The sequence below is a fragment of the Pseudoalteromonas caenipelagi genome, assembly GCF_013140855.1.
GTDB lineage: Bacteria > Pseudomonadota > Gammaproteobacteria > Enterobacterales > Alteromonadaceae > Pseudoalteromonas > Pseudoalteromonas caenipelagi.
The window spans coordinates 148,522-167,584 of the sequence record NZ_JABBPG010000007.1; the positions used below are offsets into that span (position 1 = coordinate 148,522).

The window sequence follows — 19,063 nt, forward strand, 5'->3', positions numbered from 1 at the left end:
GTTGATTTACCCGACCTTTTTTTAATTATTGCGCTTGGGCTTTTTTGGTTTGATGAGCCTTGGCAAATGAGAACTCCCGCATAGATATAAACGCTTTTATATCAGAGGAAATAATCAATAGCGTAGGCATTAACACCAAGCAAATTACGGTTGCAAATAATAATCCGTAAGCCAATGATACTGCTGCGGGGATCAAGTATTGCGCTTGCTCTGAAGTTTCATTCAAAAGCGGCAATAATCCCGCAAAGGTGGTGATGGTGGTTAAAAAAATCGCCCTAAAGCGGTCTAAGCAAGCTTGTCTTACCGCATCCACTTTTGAGTCTAGTTCATGGCAAAGCTGATTGTATCGATTGACGATTAATAAGCTATCGTTCACTACGACCCCAGAGAGCGTGAGCATACCCAACCATGAGTAAAGGCTCACACTGAGGCCTAACCACACATGTCCTAATATTGCGCCCACAAGGCCAAAGGGCACCGAAAACACAATCAATAAAGGCTGGCCGTAGCGTTTTAGCGGAATGGCCAATAGTACGTAAATCAGCGCAATTGCCACGGTAAAGGCAACGCCTAAGCCCTTGGTTGACTCAACATTTTGCTCAAGTTCACCAGCGCGCTTAAGGCCGGCTCCTGGATACTGAGATTGCACATGGCTTGCAAACACCGACTCTAACTCGCTATAGAGCTGCTCTGGTGACAGCACGCTCTTATCAACATCAATTTTTAACGAGCGGGTAAGTTCACCATTAAAGCGCGTTAAGGTGTTATTGACCGTGGTGGTCTCAACATCGGCCACAGCAGACAATGGAATAGGTTGCCCTTTTTCGTTATAAATATACAGCGAATTGAGATCAGAGCGAGAGTCACGAAGCTGCTGATGCAGTGTTAAGTACATTTTTACGCGATGCTCATCACGATAAAAGCGGTCAAGCTCTAATCCGCCGTAGGCTGTTGCCAACTGCTCCGACAGCATGCGGTGGGTGATACCAAACAGTTGTGCTTCAGGCTTAAGTGTAAAAGTCAGCTGTGGCATAGAGGATAAGTTTTCTTCAAGCACGTTATTCACCCCTTTTTGGCGTGTTAACCACTGCTTGGTGTAATCACTGATCTCATTAAGCACACTCAGATCAGGATGACTGAGGCGAATATAAGTACCTGCACCTGTGCCTTCTAAAGAGACTGTAACCTCCACACTTTGTAGCGCTTCTACATTTAGCAGCTCTTTACGCCATTGGTTGGCTACTTTTTTTAGGTTTATGTCGGCACGTTCGCTACGCTGTATGGGCTCTGCAAAGACTAAAATATTGCCTTGCTCAAACGTCACCGTCATCGCCTTTTCGATAATGTCGCCGTTTAGCTGGTGTTCTTGCTGGTATTGCTCATTAATGCGCGCTCTAACCGCTTTAACTTGCGCCTCGGCTTTTTGTAGCAGTGACACCGGTACGTTTTGTTCTAAATTTAGCTCAAGAATGATCAAGTCACTTGGTACATCAGGGAACATAACGCTGCGGATCGAGCCATTTTGTAAACTGCCTAATATGCCTAGCACCAGTGTAAAAAAGCCAATCAAGCATACGTATCGATATCTTAAGCAGGCATCTAAGACTGGGCGGTATAGCTTATGCGCTAATAGTTCAAGTAATTTGCGAGGGTATACCGTCAGTTTTCTAGTGAAAGACTTTGCATCGTTGTCAAATTTTAAAGAGCGTAAATGGGCAGGTAGAATAAATTTTGATTCAAGTAGTGAGAACAACAAGGCGATGATCACCACCCATGCAAAGCCGGCAAATAAACGCCCTGTTTCGGAAGGAAAGCGTGTCATAGGTAACAGTGCCGCAACGGTCGTTAATACTCCAAAAATTGTGGGGATCGCAACACGCTCGGTGCCTTTGATGGTTGACTCAAGTGATGCACCATGTTTTTCTTTGTAGCTATAAATACTCTCGCCCACCACAACGGCATCATCCACTAAAATACCCAGCACCAGAATAAAACCAAATGTGGTTACTTCGTTAATGGTGTATTGAAAACCAAGTTCGCCTAGCACAATAAAAGTACCAGCGATTGCTACCGGTAAACCCATGGCAACCCAAAAGGCCAAACGCATGTTCAAAAACAACGTTAAAATAATAAAGACCAGAACAAACCCCTGTATCGCATTGTTTTGCAACAGGTCTAATCGCTCTTGAACGTAGTTGGCGGCGTTGAACCAAATAGTAATGTCTAAGTTGCTAGGTAGGGTTGCTTTGAGCTCTTCCACGGCGAGTTTTGTTTGCTCGGAGATCTCCAGCACATCGCTGGTGGCAGACATTTTTACAGCAAAGCCCATGGTTGGCTGATTATTAAACGTTACATTTGAGTCATGTTCGGTAATGTCGTCTTTAATATCTGCCACATCAGATAAGTAAATAATGTGGCCTTGCTCTGTTACGCTTACCACTAAATCAGAAAGCATTTTTTCAGTTTCAGCAACATGATCTGAATAGAGTAGATATTTACCATTGGGGGTTTTGAGTACACCGCTTTTTGCACGTACCGATTGCTTGGCTATTGCCTCTGAAATATGGTCAAAACTAAGCCCATATTGGCGCATTTTGTATGGGTCAATTTGAATATAAACGGCATAAGAATGCGCGCCATATTCTTCTATCTTTTGAATCGCGGGGTAGCTCAGTAGCTTTTGTTTTACCGCCTCTCCCACTTTAATCATGCTATCAGGGTCGGTGTCGCCATGAAGCTGTACCAGCAAGGCATCAAACACCAGCGTTTCTTGGATGATTTGTGGGCGCTCAGCAAGTACAGGCCAATCGTAAATACTATCAATACTTGATTTTACATCCGCCATTAAACGGTTCATGTCATAGTCAAGTTGCTTCACAATGGTCACAGTTAGGCTATTTTGTCCAGCAATACTGTTAATCGACTTAATGCCGCTGATCCCCTCTAGGGCTCGGTCAATTTTGTGGCCGATTTCTCGGTCAACCTGATCGGCCGTTTTACCTTCATAATAGGTTGAAATAATCAGTTGGTTTGAAGGCAACTTGGGAACAATCTCTTTACGCATGTTGCTGGCGCTGAGTAGTCCACCCAACAGCAAAAACATCATTAATAAGTTAGAGGCAATCGGATGGCGGATAAACCACTGGATCATAGTGCCTCCTTACTCGGTACTGACGTTTTTACGGCAAGTTTCATACCTTGACTTAAATAGCTTCTAGGAAATTCCACAACGCGTTTAAATTGCGTATTTGGCATGGGAAAATACACTATGCCATCGTTGATGGTAAATTCTTTTAACTTGTGACGAGCAGTTTTGTTTTGCTCATCGATGAGCCAAATCTCAAACTTTTCTGTTAACGCCGACTCTGGTGCCGAGTAGGTAAATGGCCAGTTTTTGTGCGGAAGCTGAACATACACGTTTTCACCGAACATGGGTAAGCTGCTATGTTCACTGTCGATACTTACGTACAAGGTACGTTGTTGGTTTTCACTGAAGTGACTGACACCGGTCACTTTACCGTGCCAGCTTTTTAGTTTATTTAAACTGAACACCTCAACTTGCTTGCTTAGTAGGGGCTGTTCTAAATCATCAAACTCTTCAATGTTGATAGGTACGCGAATTTCACGTGTTGTTTTAGGTAGTGCTGAGGCAACGCTGGTGCCTTGGGCAACATATTCACCTAAGTTGGTTTTTATTTGCACCAGCTCACCATCAAATGGCAGTGCGATAACTGTGCGCTTTAAATCAACTTCTGCTTGCTTAACTTGTAGTTCTGCAAGTTTTAGTTGGCTTTGCGCCGACTTAACCACCAAGCTGTTGGCATCGTATTGAGTTTGCGCGTTTTTCAGGTTGGTTTTGGCCTCTAGCAACTGCGATTGCGCATTGGCCAATGCGACTCGGTAAGGGAGTGGGTCAACATGAAGTAACGCGCTATTTTTATCAAGTAGCTGACCTTTACGAAAAGAATCTGTTACTGAGACAATACGTCCAGATACATCACTCATCACTTCAGTGATTTTCAGTGGTTCAACATAACCTAAGCGCATTAAACTTGGTAATTGCGAGATGGGTTTTATTTCAACCACTGAAGCGACGTGTAGGCTCGGTTCTGAGTTAGTCGCAGGTGACATGACGTTAGCTTGCTCAGCCTTTTCTAGCTCATCCAACACCACCAGTAAAATAAACAATGCGAACACTGTGGCAATCGCTTGTCTTACTCGTAAACTCGAAAATATTCGCTTCATAGCAAGCTCCAATCATCTTCTACTGTAAATTAATAAATACTTGCGCTAACTGACTGTTAAACGTAAATTTGCTTTGTAAAAAAGTAGGCGCTTGGTTTTGTGCTAAGTCTACGCCGCTTACTGCCAGCTTTTCTTTGGGGGCACCCAAAAAATTCTCATCTAATTCTTTGTTTTTATTCTCATCGTGATACGCAAAGATGGCATAGTCACCATGCTTTAGTTTTTCAAACTTACACAGTGCTTTTAGCTTATCAATGGTTTGTCTACATACTGCAATAGGCGTTTCTTTGGAATCAAATTGAGCTGCATTGTTCATTAATGTGACTTGTATTTCGCCATCATCGTTTTTTGCTGAATTAACAACAACCTCTAGAACTCCAACCGGTTCCTGCGCTGTATTGGCTGCAGCCAATGTAGGTAATAACATGGCACAAAAAAGGGTAGTTCGAATCAACATGGTTCTCTCCTTGTTTATGGTAAATTCAAAGACAAATTTATGCTTTATAGAAGAGCATAATACGGGTTAATACAATGTGGGTCAGTAAGCCTTTGTAAAGGCTTTTGAAAGTGAATTAGATGATGTTTTTTGTGTTTTAAATGGTTGTAAAGTAAATGTTTTTGTTTGTTTTTGGTATTTTTTATTAGTCAAAAAAAACTAGTAGGTGATACTTTAATGCAGCGTAATGATATGTTAGGTGTTGAATATATGCGAATAAAAGAGAAAGTGACAACGCGTGTACTTTCTCCTGTGTATATTTAATGGCGTGAGATATTAGAAACTGTATACAAAGCCAATTGATGCGCCATAACCCATGTCTTTGTCATCTTCAACCAGTGGGCTGTTTTTAACTTCATCATCAAGCGAGTAGGCACTGATCTCGCTAAAAAGTGTCACGCTTTGTGTTAGCTTGTAATCCAAAGATAGTGCGCCACCAAAAGTAGAAGCTGAATCAGGAGTATAAGCTCCTCGTGTTGCTGTCACTTCGTTAGTTTTGACACCATAGTAGTAGTTGATTAGGTCGTCACTTTGCCAGCGCCAGAAAACACTGGGTGTAATAGTGAGTGCTTTGCCTTCAATTGGGTAGGCCCAAATTGCAGACACTTCATTACCTTCTGAGGTACTCGTTACGTCTGCTAGCCACTCTAAAGACAAGAAGCCAATTTCGTCATTGTAAAAATTGACACTCGCACCCAAGTCAAAGCCAATATCTCTGTCGTCCATGCCTTTAAATGTTGCACTATCATCGGCATCATAGCCTTGTAGTCTAAGTGCTCCAATTGCGCTCACCCACATATTGCTGCTAACTGGTAGGTGAAATTCGCCGCGAGTAGGCGATAAGCTGAAGCTTTCACTTTCGTACATGAGCACCGGTAGTAAGTAAACCTCGGTGTCGATGTCTTTATATTCAGTTGAGCCATTGAATAGCCCCAAGCCAATGCCAAAATTACCTTGCGCTTGAGCTGTACCTGCAGTCCCTAACAAAAGCGCCGATGTTAGTGTTAGCGTATACAAATGCTTTTTCATTTCGTATTTCCTTTTCATTCTTAGCTGTGTTCACAGAGATAGTTGCTGAACTAAGCCCTTGCTTTTTGTTGCCTGAGCTGTTCGTTCACAGCACTGATTTCCTTCAAAAATGAAAATAGGCGTGCTGTTGTATTGCAATACGTCGGATTAACGCTCACTGGCAAAGAGTACCTAAAACGTTGTTTACATTTGACCCTATGAGCACCTGTTGTATTTACGGGACCTAAGATACTCAGTGCCAAAATACAATTCAGTAAGCGATTGTAAGGACCTGTAGTTTCTTTAAACAGCTGAGTATATGATATGTATACCCAATAAAGGTAAATATCTTATTTTTCATGGCTTTGAAAGGGTTTTATGGTTTTTGTCATATTTTTTTAAAGTATGTTGAAGTACTTGGTTTGTTATTTTTTGCGCAACAAAAGCAGGTCAACCTATTGATTGTTAGAGCGTTAAATTGTCTTTTTAAAGATTTTAACAAATTTAAACATTTGGGGAACGAGATGTTGTTGTGTTTATTAATTGGGAACATTTGGCTTTGCACAATAGCAATGCCTACTGTGAGGTGAAAAAGCTAGCGCCAATCTAGTTGAGATGACAGAGGTAAATACGGCCTAGTTTTAATGATCATATGTCCAACAGCGGTATATGCAATCGCGTTGTGCGCTTTTACACAAGTTTAGGGAATTGGAACAATGAATGTATGGCATGACTTCGCTTTAGCTGCCAATCAGTATCGCTCAAATACGGCGATAGAATATGGTTCGTTAAGATACTCTTACGATCAACTTAGCCAAGCCGTTGCAAGTTTGCAGCAACAGGTGACACAACGGCTGGTTAGCCAAAGCCTAGTTGCTAGACAACCTGCACGTATTGCCGTTTACCTAGACAAATCACCATTGTGGGTTGCCAGTTTATTGATGACCCAAAAAGCAGGGCATATATTTATTCCCATCGACCCTAAATGGCCTGCAAAGCGCAGCCAGCTTATTTTACGCCAAGCACAACCAAGTATTGTGTTATGTGATAAACACACGGTTAGTAGCTTATCCGATACGGTAGTATCGGATACTACCAATACGCTACTTGTTAATGATGCGGTTTTCGATACTCAAATAAGCCAAGAGTTGACAGGGGAGAGCGCTCATCAGGCGGGCTACCTTTACTTTACCTCAGGTTCAACAGGCGAACCAAAAGGAATTTTGGGGCGTACAGATTCGCTAGCACATTTTATTCGTTGGCAATCTGATTTTGTACAGGTAGAAGAACAAGACAAGGCCAGCATGCTTACTTCAGTTGGTTTTGACCCAGTGCTAAGAGATACCTTATTGCCTTTGTGTAATGGAGCGACATTGGTTATTCCGACGAATACTGACATTTTGCTCGACCCTCAAGCAACACTCACGTTTTTAACGCAGTCAAAAGTGACCTTAGTACACCAAGTGCCCTCGATTATTGAGTTATGGCTTGGGCAACCTGATCATCTTATTGCCCAAGCGTTTTCTCATATACGCGCACTGATGCTTGCAGGAGAGAAGCTGCGCCCAGAGTTAGCTGACAGAGTTTATGCTTTAGCGCCTGAAAAGCTAAAGCTTTATAATTTGTATGGCCCAACCGAAACAACCTTGGCGCGTTTTTGTTACCCCGTACCTAGGTTGCCTTTAAACGCGCTTAAAGCGTTGGGCGCAACAATCCCGGTGGGTAAGCCAATAGCCGATAGCTCATTTTTGCTTAAGCAAAATGAGCATGAGAAAGAAAATCAAGCGCTTAGGCAAGGTGAAGTGGTTATTAAAAGCCAATATTGCTCAGCGGGCTATTGGGATGCGGAACACTTAAAAGCGGTTGCTTTTGCCGACTCTTTTGAGCAAATGGAATATGCCACAGGGGACCAAGGTGAACTTAATTGTCATGGTGATTTAGTTATTTTGGGGCGCCTTGATAAGCAAATCAAAATTAACGGTCAGCGCGTTGAGTTAGCTGAAATAGAGCTTGCTTATGAGCGCCTTGCTGAGGTTCAAAAAGCCGTTGTGACATATCATCAAAATGCACAAGGTGCTCAGCATATTTACGCGCATCTAATCGCACCTCAAGCACTCGAATTAGACCAGCTGCATAGTCAATTGGCAGAGCAATTACCCGCTTATATGATCCCGAGCAAAGTCTTCCAACATGCACGCTTTGAGTTATTACCCAACGGCAAATCAGACCGTATGTTATTGCTTAACTTTTCAAAAGGTGATGTACAGTTAAGTGATGTAACACAGCTTACAGCAATACAAAGTGACAACTTGGCAGTCTCATGGCCGACAGAAGCGCCAGCAGCGCAAACCATCACCGCGCTTTGGCAATCAGTTTTTACCGATGCACATTTTTCGGCCGCTACTTCTGCATTTTCCTTGGGCGGCTCCTCGTTACAATTGGTGTCTTTACTTGCTCAGCTTAAAATGCAAACGGGTGTTGCAATACCCTATTTTGAGTTTGCCAAACAGCCGACACCTTTGAATTTGTTAGCCTTGTATCACCAGTATGAAGATACGCCAGCGCAGCTGCAAAGCAGTGAGATTGCAGATGACAACGCGCTAACATTAGCACAAAAAGGACTGGTTTTTACGCAGCAGCTATATCCCCAGCAGCCTCTTTACAACATGCCCTATGCACTTACTTTCGAGGGCCAAGTGGATGTAGATAGGCTCTCACAGGCATTAGCAAAACTTAGTGAGCACAATGGTTTATCACAGGCCATCGATTTAGATAACTTTCAATGGTGTAATGGGCTAAGCCCTGCGTTAACCAGTTTACAAGTCGCGCAGCTGGTGGATGCCAAGCAAGCGCTAGAGCAGTGGGCTGCAGCGTCATTTGATCTTGAGCACGGACCACTGCTTAAAGTAATGGTGGTACAAAGCCAATCACATTGGCAACTGGCGATATGTGCGCACCACTTGCTGATGGATGCCGATAAATTTGCACTCGTATTTGAAAACCTCTTAGCGCTTTATCACCAAACAGCGCTTATTAAAGCGCCAGAACAACAAGACAATAGCCAATTGCTGGCCGATTATAACAGTGCGCAAAATTACTGGCAGCAAAGGTTAGACGGGGTGAATACTGAGCTTGACTTAACTGGCATGCAATATAACACCGCACCGTTTAGTGGTGGTTTGTATGCATTTGAATTATCTGAAAAGTTAACGAAATCATTGCTGAGCGTTGCCAAGCAACAGCAAGTCTCAATGAATAGCTTATTGTTTAGTGCCTTCCAAGTGTTTTTGTTTAAGTATTCTTGCCAGTCACAAATTATTACAGGCTTGCCATTTAAGATCACCAGTGCTCAGCAGACTCGCTTTAATATTAATCCGCTGCCAATTGTTACTGAATTTGATATGCAGCAGCCATTTAGTGAGCTGCTGGCGCGTGTCTCGCAAGATATTCAAACTGCTATTCACTATGGTATCTACCCATTTGCCAACATGGTGAGCGACTTAAAATTACAAGGCACACTTGGCGTTCATCCGGTGTTTCAAAGCTTATTTGCTTATCATGAAAATAACCTGCCCGTTGTTTATAGCAAAGCAGGCTTAGATCGTATCGACAGCAAAATAGCGCGCTATAGTTTAAGTGCTGATATGTGGTTGCATGGCTCGCAACTCAAAGGCTTGTTTGAATATGGCGCTATCGCTTTTGATGAGTTTCAAGCGGCGCAAATTGTTACACACTTCACTCAACTGCTCGAAGAAATTGTCGTAACGCCTAACGCACCACTATCACACCTTAGTTTGCTTGATGAGCAACAGCACGAACAGCTTCATCAATTGGCTCGAGTCAGTGGCCAAATGCCAAAAATTCATACCATAGATGGCATGATAGAGGCGCAAGCACTAGCAACGCCAACACTTGGTGCGGTGACTTATCAATCACAGACCATCAGCTATGAAGAGCTCGAAGCGCGTGCGTTATTATGGGCACAACAACTTTATCACCTAGGTGTGCGACCGAATACTCGAGTTGGGTTAAGTATTTCTCGTTCTATTGAGCTGGTAGTGGGTTTTTACGCAATATTGAAATTGGGTGCGGTGTATGTGCCGCTTGACCCTGATTACCCAGCTCAGCGCCGAGAGTTCATTATTGAAGATACGCAAATGCGTTTCTTACTATGTGAATCGCAAGTGCTTGAGCAATATCAAAGTATGGATGTTCGCTGCTTAGTTTTTGATAACAAAGGTGTTATTTATGAGCACGGTGCAAACTCATCATTATCTTTAGATAAGCTGGCTGAATTACCTCGCTATCAAGCTGAGCATACCGGGCAGGATGTGGCTTACATTATTTATACTTCGGGCTCTACGGGTAAACCTAAAGGGGTGGAAGTCCCTCACATTGGAGTATGTAACTTAGCCTATGGTGAAGTTGAATTTCTGGATATGAAGCCCGGCAGTAAAGTGCTGCAGTTTGCCTCATTTAGCTTTGATACTTCAATATGGGAAATCGTGATGACGCTGTGCTCGGGTGGAGTGTTGGTGATGGCTGATAAACTCGCCATTTTACCCGGACCTGATTTAGCCAACACCTTACTAGAGCAACGCATCACCCACGTTACTTTGCCAGCATCTTCGTTGGCAGCCTTGCCTTATCAAGCATATCCAGACTTAAGTGTGATCATTACCGCCGGTGAAGCTTGTGCCATCGACTTATTGAGATTGTGGGGTAAAGGTCGTCGTTTTGTAAATTCATACGGACCAACCGAGGCATCGGTAAGTGCGAGTAACGCCGAGCTACAGTGGGATGATGAACAGGTTCACATAGGTCAGCCACTCCCTAATGTGCAAACTTGGGTTCTAGACAGCGCGCAACAACTACGGCCGCAAGGTTTACCCGGTGAGTTATATGTTGGCGGGATTGGGGTTGCCAAAGGTTATTTAAACCGCCCAGAGCTAACGGCAGAAAAGTTTGTAGCAGATCCATTTGCCGCAGATAAACACGCCAAAATGTATCGCACAGGAGACTTAGTACGACTCAATCAGCATGGTCAGTTGGAGTTTTTAGGGCGCATAGACGAGCAAGTTAAAGTGCGAGGCTATCGTATTGAACCCAGCGAAATAGAAACCGTGCTCAGACAAGATGCTCACATTATTGACGCGAAAGTGATTGTAAAACACCTTGAGTCAGTCCCTTTGCTGGTGGCTTACGTGAGTATTGGGCAACATACATTCGATGAAAAAACACTGCGTGCCTATTTAGCCGAGCAGCTGCCGAGCTATATGCAGCCTGACCGTTTTGTGGCAATGCAAGATTTTCCTCGTTTACCGAACAATAAAATCAACGTAAAAGCGCTACCTGAACCACAAATGCAACGTACACACACTTACGACTTTGATGGTGATGATGAAGTAGCAGGTCAAGTTGCTCGTATTTGGCAAGACTTTTTGGCCGTGGAGCGCATTGCACAAAGTGATAACTTCTTTAGTTTAGGTGGCAATTCATTGCTGGCGGTATCAATGATGCGGGTATTGAGCAAAGCATTTGCCGTTGACTTGGGGGTCAGTGAACTATTTAGATACCCAACGGTGAGCGAGCTGGCGTTAAACATCACGCAATTGTTACAAGATAAGCCAGAGCAAGCCAATCACAGCGAACAGCAAATCGAAAGTCAAACTTGGTATCCCATGACGGCATCGCAGCAGCGTTTGTATTATTTGCAGCAATTAGATGAGCAAGCGACCAGCTATAACTTGGTATTTTGCGACTTTCTTACTGGTGAATTACAACCCGATAAGCTCTATGGGGCATTGGAGCTAACACTTAAGCGCCATGGCGGCTTGCGTTGTGAGTTTCGACAATCCAATGTGGGGCTAGAGCAACGCGTTGTGGATAATATGCAGTTGCTCAAGCAAATAGATTACTCAGCTCAGCCTGAGTTATTTTACGATTTTTGCCAACAGTTTAGTGATACAGCACGTACGCATGTTTGGAAGCTCAGCAGCGCAGTGCCACTTCACCTTACCTTGATCACCGATAATCACACTCATCACGCAGTGATTTTAGCGTGCCATCATATTATGCTCGATCAAGAAGCACTGGCGCGTTTTCGAAGTGACTGGCAGCAAACCTACTTACAGTTGTGTGATGTAAATCATGATGAATTAGCCGCTGAGCAAGACGTTGTCGATTATCAAATCATTAAGCATGCCCTTTGGCAGCAGCAAAACCGTGGCTCTGTAGTTTGGCAAAACAGCCTTGATTTTTGGCAATCTCACTTGTGTGATGCCCAAACACAATTGAATTTGCCAATAGGTAATAAAGGTCAGGGTATTGCGCAAGCGAGTGTAATGCAGCAGCAAGTTGGTGAGACAGTTCAAACATGGGTAAGCACGCTTGCAAAGCAACTGCAATGTTCAGAATTTAATTGTTGGTTTGGTTTATTTTATGGGTTCTTATATCGCTATTGTGGTGCGCAGCAAGACATCACGTTGTTACTGCCAATATTAGGCTTATCACCCCAAGAAGATTATGTAGGTTTGCGCTTAAATACCCTTGCACTAAGGCAACAATGCGATGGCAAGCAAACGCTTAATCAACTTATCACCCAAACACGCAAACGCTTTTTAGATGCCACTCGACATGGCCAAATACCATTTGACGAAGTGGTTGATGCCGTTGGTTGGGGAGGCGATAAAGCCCCTGAGGTGATGTTTGTGTACAAAGAGGAGTCAGGGCGACAGCCGCTGCCCAATGTACACACGCAGAGCTTAGCGCTTGAAAGTCAGCAAGCTAAGTTTCCATTAACGCTTTTTGTTGAGTCGAGCAGCCAATCGCAAGGCGCAAACTGTAAGTGGGAATATGATAGCGTGCGTGTAAGTGATCAACATATGCAGCAAATACAAGCAGCATGGCAGCTGTTTTTGGCGAATTTAAGCACACTTGATACCGAAGTCACGGCGTTGAAAGATGTGCCCATTAATACACAAACTTACCAGCAACCGCGTTTTATCACCGAGCAGCAAGCTTTACCAGCAACATGGTTAGTTGAACAGCTACAACAAGCCGAGCTGCAACACGCCACTCAGTTAGCTTTATCACAAGGTGATGTACAGCTCAGCTATGCTCAGGCTAAGCAGCAAAGTGGGCAGTTGGCTAATTGGTTGCAAGAACAAGCATGTAATACGGCCCATCAACCACGTTGCTTAATATTACAAAAGCACAGCCCGATGCTGGTGGTAAGCATTATGGCGGCCATAAAAGCGGGCTGGTGTTATATCCCCGTTGACCCAAGCTATCCAGCTGCACGTGTTGCTCATATTATTGACGATGCTAAGCCTGATATCATTTTGACGGATAGACACAGTGCATCTAACTTTGCATTAGATGGGCGCACCCCGTGGGTAGCCGTTGATCAAAGTCCGTTACCTTGGCAGCACTACAATCAAGATTATCAAGTCGCAACGCGTGCTAAAGCGGGCTACATTATTTATACCTCAGGTTCTACAGGTAAGCCTAAAGGGGTGGAAGTTGGCTTATCCAGTTTGGCGCACTACTTAGTGTTTGCTAAGTCGACCTACTTACCGCAGTCATTATCAGGCGGCATGATTTTACACAGTTCGGTGGGTTTTGATGCAACCGTAACGAGTTTATTTTTGCCATGGCTAACGGGCCGTCCGCTTTACATTGTTGAGCCTTCAAAACCGCTCGAATCGTTATGCGAATTATTTAGCGAACGTCGTTATGGTGCAGTTAAAATAGCGCCTGCACACCTAGATGTGTTACGTCAGCATGTGTCTGCTGAGCACTTAGGTAACGCTGCTCATCTTATTATTGGCGGCGATGCGCTGCATTATGGTGCGCTTGAGTCATGGCGTGATACCGATGTGGTGGTATTTAATGAGTATGGCCCAACGGAGGCCACGGTTGGCTGTGGTATTTATCGCTTTGAGCCTAAGCTGTGTAAAACGTATGGTGCCACACCGGATGGTGCCACACCGGATGGTGCCACACCGGATGGTGCCGTGCCAATCGGTCAAGCGATTGCCGGTACTGAACTTTTGGTGTTAGACAAAGACCATAACCAGGTGCCCCGTGGGGTGGTTGGTGAGCTATATATTGCTGGATTTAGCTTGGCCCACGGTTACGTGAATATGCCGCAAGTAACCGCTGAAAAGTTCAGTGAGCATCCTTTTGATAAAACCCGAAAGGTTTATCAAAGTGGCGACTTAGTTAAGTATAACGATGAGGGCCAACTGGTTTACTTAGGGCGTAAAGACAACCAAGTTAAATTAGCGGGCAATCGTATAGAGCTATCAGATGTACAAGCCTGTACCCTTAGCATTGATGTGGTGAGTGATGCGATAGCTTTAATTAAAGATAATGCTCAAGGTAATAAAGTGTTAGCACTTTATTATGTCTGTAGCGGCGCGATTTCTGAGCAACAATTGCGTGCAAAATTAAGCGCTGCGTTGCCACAGTACATGATCCCTGCGCAATTATTTGAACTGGCCGCTATGCCGTTGACGCACAATGGTAAAGTGGATCGCACCGCACTACTTGCAATCACTCCTAACAACAACCTCACAACTGAAGATGAGAACACCTCTCCTGTAATAGACACTTTGCGGGCAATTTGGCAAGAGGTGTTAAAGCTAGAGCGCATTTCAGTAGATGATAACTTTTTTGCTTTGGGTGGCGACTCAATTGTTAGCTTACAAATTATCTTTAAAGCACGAGAGCAGGGGCTTAAGATCACACCGAGAATGATGCTAACGCATCAAAGCATTGCACAATTAGCGGCTGTAGTGTCATTAGATACGCAGCAGCAAGTTACGCAGCAAGAGGGGGTGTTTGCATTAACACCTATATTGCAGTGGGCAATTGCGTACAACGCACCACAAATTAACCACCTGAATCAATCACGCATTGTGACGTTACCTAATAACTGTGACTTGGCCGTGCTACAACAAGCGTTATTAAGCGTGATAAATCACCACGGCATGTTGCGCTTTAAGCTATACCAAGCGCAGCAACAATGGCGAGCTGAAATTGCCCCTGCGTTTGCAGCACTACAATTAGAAGAGCCGGTTAGTCTTAGCCATGATGAATTTGATACTTGGCTAAAGGTACAACAAAGTAGCTTAGATTTAGCGCAGCAGCCGTGGCTAATCCGTCCATTTGTTTTAGCTGATAACCAACCGTGTTTGTTGTGGGTGATGCACCACGGTGCGGTGGACCATGTTTCTTGGCAAATCATTATCGACGACTTAAATCGTGCTTATCAGCAGTTGTTGGACGGTGAGTCGGTGCAGCTTGGTGCAGTAACTTGTGGCTACGCAAATTGGGCTAAGTGGTGCAACACGCACAGTGTAGCAAGGATGGATAAGTTGTCACAAAGCCGTATTGCGCGTTTGCCACTATACGATGATGATTTGAGTACGCCGCTATTAGCGGGAGATACCCAAGTCTTTACCCAAACACTGCAAATTGATTTATACCAAGAACTTAACGACAGTGTGCTGACACAGCATGCTCAGCAAGTTTTATTGGTCAGTGCCATGGCGCAAGCCATACGCGAGTGGGCCGAGATAGAGCGGGTACTGATAGTGAGTGAGAGTCATGGCCGCGGCGTTGATGCATTGGATGTAAGTCGCACAGTAGGGTGGTTTACGCATTTTAACCCGCTTCTTGTGCAAACATCGGGGCGCTTGCTAGACACATTGCATGCCAGTCGACAGCAAGTTATGGCGGCAGCACAGCTAGCCAGTGTTGACCGCACACTGGATAAAGCCGTCTTGGAACAGGCTCATGTGTGCCTTAACTTTTTAGGTAAATCATCGACAAACAACGATAAGCAAGCACTAGCGCTTGACTCTGAATTATTGCTGCCTTATCAAACTGGAGCCAACAACCACCGAGGGTTTGCTTTAACACTGGATGTTGAAGCAACTGACAAAGGCTTAAAATTATATTGGTCGCACGCTTGCCATGGTGATAGTGCTCAGCGAGTCAAAGAGTTGGCAAATTGTTTTGAGTCTAACTTGAATGCGCTATTGGTGTTGCTTGAGCAAAAACAAAGCACGGCATTTTTGGCGATATGTGATGCGCAAGTGAACATCAGTGCAGCACAACTAGCACAATTAAGTGAGCAACAGCCGTTGGAGCGAGTGTTAAGCGCAAATAGCATGCAACAAGCCATGGTGTTTCATAGCTTGCACAATGAGCGTGGCCATTTTTATCACGAGCAATTGTGCTTCGATTTGCCGCAAGCCAAACCTCACGATCAAAGCCATTACCAGCACTGTTGGCAACAGCTGGTCGATACGCACCCAATGCTCAGAGTTAAATTTGTCAGTACCGTGACGGATGAGCCGCTGTTGGTGGTCGATAGCCATGTGCAAGCGGTTTGGCAAGCGGTGAGTATAGAAAGTGCTGAGCAACTACAGACACTGCTTGATGCCGACAAAGAACAGGGTTTTGCCTTAGAGCAGGCACCTCTGCACAGAGTGTATTGGCTGGAGCAAGGCGAGCAAATCAAGATGCTGTTGGTGCATCATCATGGCATTTTAGATGGCTGGTCAGTGAGCTTACTGCTGGCGCAATTTACAGACTTACTTAATAACAAGCCTGTAGCCAAAGCCAGCTACGATTTAGTGGCACAAAAAAATGAGTTTGCCATTGTGGCGCCATTTTGGCGTTCGCAACTGACCGACTTTGTGCATAGTAAATTACCGCTGGATACTGTGTCGGTTATGCAACAAGCAGAAGGGGAAGTGGGGCATTACATCAGTGAGTATTTACATCTGTCGATGCCTGAAACCGACGCGTTAAAAGCGCTAGCCCGCAGCGCCAATGTGTCGATTAATACCGTTTTACAAGGCGCATGGGCTTTGGTTTTACAGCGCCAGCAAGGGCATGCAAAAGTATGCTTTGGAGTGACACATGCTGGCCGTCAGCCTGAACGCGGTCAATTGCAGCAGTCGATAGGGCTGTTTATCGAAACGCTGCCATTACCAATAGATTACCAAGGGCAAACTCAACTAGGAGAATGGCTGGGTCATATTCAGCAGCAAATGGGACAAGTACAAAGCCACGCTGCTGATCTTGGTGAGCTCAAAGTTATTGCAGGGTTGTCTGCCGAGAGCCGTTTATTTGACAGCTTAGTGGTGTTTGAAAATTACCCACATGAGCGTCAACCAAGTCACTTTGTGTTTGATTTTGCAATTGAAAAAACCGAAACCCCACTTACTTTGGTGATCAGTGAGCAGCAAGGGCTAAACATTAAATTTAACTACCACAGTCCAAGCGCCGCGGGTCATGAGCAACTGTTAGGTTTAATAGGGCAGTTAGAGAGGGTATTGCAGCAGCTGTCAGGTTCGCAATTAAGCGCACCTTTGGCGCATATTAATACCGTACCTTTAGAGCAGCAAGCGCGTTTGTTAAACGAATGGCAAGGTGAACATGTACCGCTGCCTGCGCAAGACTTTGTGAGCTTGTTCGACAAGATGGTTGCGCAATACCCACAGCAGTGCGCGGTATCAGCCCCTAATGGCGAGCTTAGTTATGCACAGTTGGCTGTGCGCAGTGAACAACTCGCAGCGACATTGCTGGGCAAAGGTATTACCGCTGGGGAATATGTAGGCGTTTGTTACCGTGCACATAGTGACTTACTGGTCGCTATAATCGCGTTACTAAAAGCGGGCGCTGCGTATATTCCGATTGAGCCTAATTACCCAGCACAGCGCAAGCAATACATGCTTAAACAAGCGCAAGCACAGATGCTGCTATGTGATGACACACAAGACGAGTGGCTACAACACCTTGATGTATCAGCTTATCAAGTGGATGAACTGATACAACAACCAGTCCCGCGCCCCGAAGTATGGCCACACTTGTCGCATAAATCCCCTTGCTATGCGATCTATACTTCGGGGTCGACGGGCCAACCAAAAGGTGTTGCCATCAGTCATGGCGCATTGCTTAACTACGTCGCTCATTGTCAACGAGCGTACCACTATCCAGTGGCGGGCAAGGTGCCTGTGACCACCTCAATTAGCTTTGATGCGACGGTAACCAGTTTGTTGGTTCCAATAGCCAGTGGTGCTCAGGTACAACTATTTAGCCAAGAAACCCAGCTGATAGAGTTAGCAAAGGGAATTCAAGCGGGCAGCTTCTGTTTAGCAAAATTAACCCCAGCCCACTTAGACTTAATACATCAAGACTTAGGTGCTGATTTTAAAGCCAATATTCATACCTTAGTGGTGGGCGGGGAGGCGTTGCACCGCGCAACTTGTCAGCCGTGGCTTGCGGATAACACACGCATAATCAATGAGTATGGGCCTACTGAGGCCACTGTAGGCTGCTGTATTTATGATGTACCTGACACAGAGCAATTGGTTGATGTGCCAATTGGTCGCGCAATTCAAAATACCCAGCTGTATGTATTGGATGAAGATTTAGCATTATTACCGATTGGTGGTGAGGGCGAGTTGTATATCGGTGGTAAAGGCCTTGCCCAAGGCTATGTTAACCAACCACAGTTAACGGCCGAAAGATTTGTGCCGCATCCATTTAAAACAGGGGAAATCCTCTATAAGACAGGTGATAGAGCTTACTTTGACTACACTGGTCGATTGCATTATCGCGGTCGTAACGATGAACAAGTCAAAGTACGCGGACACCGTGTTGAGCTTAGCGATATTGAGCAGAACATTCTTAATCATAAGGATGTTGCACATGTGGCTGTGGTATTAAGTCAAGGCGATAGTGCTCAAGCGAATGGCCGTGCGCGAATGATAGCGTTTGTGGTTGCTAAGCAAAAAGTTACAAACTGGCCCGCACTGCAGGCAAGTCTTCAAGAAGAGGTGGCAAACAGCTTACCTGATTTTATGCACCCTGATGTATGGCAGCAAGTGTCGCAGTTACCACTAACAGCGAACTCTAAAGTGGACCGCAAAGCATTGCTGGAATTAGCAGTAGAGCAACAAGTTACCTTTTTAGAACCTAGTACACATACTGAAAAAAAACTCGCTCAAATTTGGCGTGAACAGCTGCAAGTTCAGCAAGTTGGTCAACAGTGTAGCTTTTTTGATTTAGGGGGGCATTCGCTCAAGGCGAGTCAAATACTGGCTCGAGTACAAAAAGAATTCAAAGTTAAAGTACCTCTGTCGGCGTTTTTGAGAATGCCCACGCTCAGTGCTTTGGCTGGTGTAATAGATAAAGCACCGAAAGTGAGCACATCGGATATTCGGGTAAGTTCACGTAGAAAACGTCAATAAAGACGAAACAAGGATATTTCACAAGTTTGCGCTTAACGTA

The 19,063-nt window shown here is 44.7% G+C and carries 5 protein-coding genes; 1 reads left to right on the top strand and 4 read right to left on the bottom strand.

Features of this window, described 5'->3' with window-relative positions; genetic code table 11:
• Positions 1–25: 25 nt before the first annotated feature.
• The 4 genes from HG263_RS16075 to HG263_RS16090 all read right to left on the bottom strand — a co-directional run bounded on the left by HG263_RS16075 (position 26) and on the right by HG263_RS16090 (position 5,770).
• Positions 26–3,151 (bottom strand): efflux RND transporter permease subunit, encoded by a 3,126-nt coding sequence (locus HG263_RS16075; RefSeq protein ID WP_171627106.1) that lies wholly within the window; start codon positions 3,149–3,151, stop codon positions 26–28.
• On the bottom strand, positions 3,148–4,245 hold the full coding sequence (locus tag HG263_RS16080; protein ID WP_171627107.1) for an efflux RND transporter periplasmic adaptor subunit: 1,098 nt from the start codon (positions 4,243–4,245) through the stop codon (positions 3,148–3,150). The genes HG263_RS16075 and HG263_RS16080 overlap by 4 nt, the downstream gene beginning before the upstream one ends.
• 19 nt (positions 4,246–4,264) lie before the next feature.
• Positions 4,265–4,702: a DUF2141 domain-containing protein gene (locus HG263_RS16085; RefSeq protein WP_171627108.1), complete on the bottom strand. Its 438-nt coding sequence runs from the start codon at positions 4,700–4,702 to the stop codon at positions 4,265–4,267.
• A gap of 315 nt (positions 4,703–5,017) precedes the next feature.
• Positions 5,018–5,770 carry a MipA/OmpV family protein gene (locus HG263_RS16090; protein ID WP_171627109.1) on the bottom strand — a complete coding sequence of 251 codons (753 nt, stop codon included), beginning with the start codon at positions 5,768–5,770 and terminating at the stop codon, positions 5,018–5,020.
• Between the two features lie 695 nt (positions 5,771–6,465).
• Here HG263_RS16090 and HG263_RS16095 point away from each other — a divergent pair.
• Complete coding sequence (locus HG263_RS16095) at positions 6,466–19,023, top strand: non-ribosomal peptide synthetase (protein ID WP_171627110.1); 12,558 nt, start codon at positions 6,466–6,468, stop codon at positions 19,021–19,023.
• Positions 19,024–19,063 lie beyond the last annotated feature (40 nt).

Bases quoted from the DNA above. Each gene is read 5' to 3' on its own strand.
- HG263_RS16075 (WP_171627106.1), bottom strand. From the start codon at position 3,151: ATGATCCAGTGGTTTATCCGCCATCCGATTGCCTCTAACTTATTAATG.
- HG263_RS16080 (WP_171627107.1), bottom strand. From the start codon at position 4,245: ATGAAGCGAATATTTTCGAGTTTACGAGTAAGACAAGCGATTGCCACA.
- HG263_RS16085 (WP_171627108.1), bottom strand. From the start codon at position 4,702: ATGTTGATTCGAACTACCCTTTTTTGTGCCATGTTATTACCTACATTG.
- HG263_RS16090 (WP_171627109.1), bottom strand. From the start codon at position 5,770: ATGAAAAAGCATTTGTATACGCTAACACTAACATCGGCGCTTTTGTTA.
- HG263_RS16095 (WP_171627110.1), top strand. From the start codon at position 6,466: ATGAATGTATGGCATGACTTCGCTTTAGCTGCCAATCAGTATCGCTCA.